General features: G+C 69.6%; 5 protein-coding genes. 1 reads left to right on the top strand and 4 read right to left on the bottom strand.

Annotation, left to right across the window (positions count from 1 at the left end; genetic code table 11):
- The 4 genes from E1287_RS42285 to E1287_RS42270 all read right to left on the bottom strand — a co-directional run.
- The coding region (locus E1287_RS42285) for an MFS transporter (RefSeq protein WP_207934800.1) at positions 1-709 on the bottom strand (709 nt) is incomplete at its 3' end.
- A 189-nt stretch (positions 710-898) separates the two neighbouring features.
- A complete protein-coding gene (locus E1287_RS42280) occupies positions 899-1,474 on the bottom strand; it encodes a TIGR03086 family metal-binding protein (RefSeq protein ID WP_131971618.1) in 576 nt (191 codons plus the stop codon).
- 176 nt (positions 1,475-1,650) lie between these two features.
- Positions 1,651-2,160, bottom strand: a complete 510-nt coding sequence (locus E1287_RS42275; RefSeq protein ID WP_207934799.1) for a GNAT family N-acetyltransferase — start codon at positions 2,158-2,160, stop codon at positions 1,651-1,653.
- Positions 2,161-2,341: 181 nt separating this feature from the next.
- On the bottom strand, positions 2,342-3,724 hold the full coding sequence (locus E1287_RS42270) for a phospholipase D-like domain-containing protein (protein WP_165969465.1): 1,383 nt from the start codon (positions 3,722-3,724) through the stop codon (positions 2,342-2,344).
- A gap of 118 nt (positions 3,725-3,842) precedes the next feature.
- On the opposite strand from E1287_RS42270, the gene E1287_RS42265 reads away from it, so the two are divergent.
- Positions 3,843-4,175: a YnfA family protein gene (locus E1287_RS42265; RefSeq protein WP_131971612.1), complete on the top strand. Its 333-nt coding sequence runs from the start codon at positions 3,843-3,845 to the stop codon at positions 4,173-4,175.
- Positions 4,176-4,214: the final 39 nt, after the last annotated feature.

The raw sequence follows: 4,214 nt of genomic DNA, 5'->3' as shown, positions 1-4,214 counted from the left end.
CCGCATCACCCACCGTCACCACCAGCACCAGCAACGGCACCGACGCCGCCGCCACCCCCGTCGACTGCGCCAGCAACGGCACGTACTCGTCCAGCGACGTCACCCCCTCCACCACCATCACCAGCACCAGCGACCACCGCACCGCCGACCCACCGCGCACCTGCGCCCACCCCGCACGCACCACCGACCCCAGCGACGGCTCCTCCTCATCCTCACCGCCACCGCCCCGCGACTCCGGCAGCAACCACCCCACCGCCGCACACGCAACGCACGCCGCCACACTCGCCGCGCCCAACGCCAGATACCCGCCCGCCGCCAGCACCGGACCCGCCAGCGCCGACGCCGCCACCACCGCCAGCAGCGACACCGCCTCCGACCGCCCCATCAGCCGCGCATACGCACCCGTCGCCCCGACCCGCTCCAGCTCCTCGTACACCAGCGCCTGCATCGTCCCCGAACGCAGCGCCGAACCCGCGCCCCACAACACGAAACCCACGGCGAACACCGGATACGACGGGAACAACGACCACAGACCGAAACCCGTACCCGCGAGCAGGGGAGCGATCATCAGCAGCGTCCGGCGCGAGAACACGTCCGCCCACACACCGGACGGCACCTCAAGCGTGAACGTCGTCACCGACCAGATCACGAACAGCGACGAGATCGCAGCGGGAGACAACCCGGTATCGGCGAACAGCAGCGCGTACACCGGGTACAGAAGAACGAGATCCTCGAGGAACGCGTAGGCGTACAGCCTGCGCGCGAGCCCCGCCTCAGGTGAAGATCAATGTCGCCAGGTCATACTCCGCACCCTAACCGCACCGCCCGCCCACCGCACCCGCAAATCCCGGAGACCGGGCGGCGGGGGAGCGGGGGGAGCTGGGGGAGCGGCGAGGGATCAGCCGCCCAGGGGAGCGCGGCCGTACAACGCCAGCAGCCGCTCCTGATCACCCGCCCCATCAGGAAGGACACGCTCGGCGCCCACGAACCCGGCCTCACGCCCGCGCGGCGCCAGGTGCCTGGCCGTCTTCAGCGCGGACCCCGCCAGATCCGCGTCGAACACGACCTCCTGCCCGGTCGCCTGCGCCAGATCCCACGTGTGGACGAGCAACTCCACCGGATACGTCTCCAACCAGTCACTCAGCGTGACGACATCCCCGAACCCCAGCGTGATCCGCCGCGCCAGCGCCTCCGGGTTCAACTGCGCCGTCATCCTTGCCCGCACCGCACGCCAGCTCGCCACCGGATCCCCGCCGGCCACCTCGCGCCAGTCGGGATCGTCCTGGGGGAGCGGCCGCCCCGCCGCGCGCAGCTCGACCACCAGCAGCCCGGCGGTCACGTGGCCCGCCACGTCGATCGCGCACCAGCCCTCGCACGGCGACGGCGACAGCCACCGATCCGGCGGGACCGCGGCGAGCACCGCCTCGAAGCCGTCCAACGCGCGAACGAACCGCTCAGGGATCACGACCGCCACACCGCCCGCCTCGCATAGTCGCCAACCGCGAACGCCCGCACTCTAACGCCCGCAACCGCTTCGCACACGGGCCCCGGCCGGGCCGGCGCGAGAGCGGCCATGATCAGCTCTACTTAACATAATGTACATTATCGACCAACGATCAAAGGGTGCCGGAGCGGGGCGAACCGGGCGGTTCAGGTGGTTCGCGCGAGCGTGATCCAGTAATGGTCCTCGCCGTGGGCGCGGCCGTCGTGGACGCCGCCGTTCGCGACGATCACGCGGCGGGACGGCTCGTTGTCGGCGGTGCAGGTCAGCAGGACGCGGTCCAGTCCGAGGCGGCGGCATTCGTCCAGGCCCGCCGCGAGCATCCGCGTGGCGTGGCCCCGCCGCCGCCATGCCGGGACGACGTGGTACCCGATGTGGCCGCCGACCTCGGCGAGCTCGGGCGTCAGGCGGTGCCGGACGATCAGCGTGCCGAGGTAGTGCTCCCCCGACACGTACCAGAACGTGCTGCAGGGCACGTCCCAGCGGGTCTGGACGCCGCGGCGCTCGGCGACGAACGCGCCGAAGTCCTCGCGGGCCGGGTCGAGCCAGCCGGTCGGCGCGCCGCTCGCTAGGCAGTCGGACCACTCCCCGGCCAGGAACGACTCGCGCACCGCCGTGGTCGGCGGGACGAGCCGCGGAGGCTGAAGAAGGTCGTTCACCTGGCCGATCATCCCCCGTTCGCCTTCGCCGGCGGGCTGCCGGGGCGGGCGGCACGAAGAGTATCAAAGCGGACAGAAGCCAAATTCTGTATGGTGTACGGCGTTTTCGCGAATCGCGTGGTCCATCGCCGCGGAACGGCGGCGGTGGACCACGCGATCGGCCCGTGCGTCTCTCGTCAGGTCAGCTGCCGTCCCACGTGGGGCAGTAACCGTGGAGGGCGTTGAAGTGCTGGTCGAACTTCGCCCAGATCGGCGAGGTCTTCATGATCCGGACGACGCTCTCGTCGGCGTACTTCAGGGCCCCGTCGGTCATGTTGGCGCTGCCGATGTAGAGGCCGGCGGTGGGACCGTGATTGATCATCAAGGTCTTCTCGTGCATCTCCGAGTAGGACCCCATGGAGGGGTGGCACACCTTGATGTCGATGCCCGCCTCAAGGAGGAGGCTGAGCGCCAGCCAGTGGTCGTTCCCCGGCGTGTCGGGGTCGTCTCCCACGTCGCCGGTGACGACCTGGACCGTGCAGCCCCTCTTCTTGGCGAACCCGAGGATCCCGGTGATGTTGCTGCGGGAGATCCTGAAGTTGGCCACCTTGATGACGTCGTCGGTCGTGGTGGTGGAACACGTCCTGGACGCCCTCTCGATGGCGGCGCCGACGGGGTCGTGGACCTGCCTGGGATAGGTGAAGACCTCGTTGTTGGCGCTGTGGAAGTTGTTGTCGGTCTCCGGGTCGGGGTCGGGGTCGCCGTAGGAGTTGTTCCCCGTGGTCCCCGGGCCGTTGTACAGGTCCTCGAAGTAGTGCTCGCCGTAGAACTTGTGGAGTTCGGCGCTCACGAGGGTGACGACGTTCTCGTAGGCCTTCAGATCGGGGCGGTCCTGCCCCTTCCACCAGTCGAGGTTGGCGGAGGACACGTAGACGACGTTGTTCACCGTCCCGGAGGTGGTCTGCACGCTCGACAGCGTCATGAACTTGTTGTGCATGATGGACGGCTCGTTGCTGGGCTCGCCGTTGTCCTCGTCGTACTCGCGATTGGCGATGCAGCCGCGGGACGCCACCCAGCGTTCGTTGTAGCTGACCCGTTTCGGGCTGCAGGTGGAGACGGCGACGCGCTCCGACGGCGGGGTGGGGGCCTTGGACGCGGCGACGAGGGCCTTCCACTGGGGCCGGGTCCGGTTCCAGCCGTCCATGACGATGCGGACCTTGACGCCGCGTTTCGCCGCGGCGAGGAGTGCTTCGGTGACGTCCGCGCGTCGTAGAAGTAGAGGGTGATCCTGACGGTGGAGCCGGGGGTGGCGGCGTTGAGGAGGGCGATCGCGTGGGCTGCGATCTTCTCGTGCTTGCCCTCGTCGAAGTCGGCGTAGTTGACGACCTTGGTGAGGTCGATGGGCTCGGCGGCGAGGGCGGCCGGGGATTCGGCGCTCGCCGGTGCCGTGAGGCCGAGGATCGCGGGGATCAGGAGGGCGCTGCAGACAGCGCCGATGCGTAAGCGTCGGCTGGACATCCGTGTCCTTTCGCGGGGTGGGCGGCCTCCCGGGCGGGTGATACGCCGGTGGGCCGTCGATGATCACGAAAAGTATCCTGGATGTCCTGTCTTGTTGATCAATGTCTGACCAGGGGTGGACAGCGGCGTTGACGCCGCGGGGGCGAAAGCGCTCTTGAACGGCGTGTGTTCGTAGGGTGAGCGGTATGGGTGTGCTGCGGTCGGTCGGGTTGTTCGTGGTCGCCGCGCTGGCCGAGATCGGCGGGGCGTGGCTGGTGTGGCAGGGGTGGCGTGAGGAGCGCGGCCCGGTGTGGATCGCGGCGGGTGTGCTGGCGCTGGGCGCGTACGGGTTCGCCGCGACGTTCCAGCCCTCCCCCGATTTCGGGCGGATCCTGGCGGCCTACGGCGGGGTTTTCGTGGCGGGGTCGCTGGTGTGGGGTGTCGTCGTGGACGGTTTCCGTCCGGACGGGTGGGACGTCGCCGGTGCGCTGATCTGCCTGGCCGGCGTCGGTGTGATCATGTACGCGCCGCGGGGCTGAGGCCGCTCCCCCCGGCTCCCCCCAGGCTCCTCCCCCGAG

This window comes from Actinomadura sp. KC06 (assembly GCF_004348735.1).
Lineage (GTDB): Bacteria > Actinomycetota > Actinomycetes > Streptosporangiales > Streptosporangiaceae > Spirillospora.
Note: the sequence above shows the minus strand (reverse complement) of the source record. Positions and strands in the feature narration are given on the sequence as shown.

Coding starts and splice junctions, on each gene's coding strand:
- E1287_RS42265 (WP_131971612.1), top strand. CDS start 3,843: ATGGGTGTGCTGCGGTCGGTCGGGTTGTTCGTGGTCGCCGCGCTGGCC.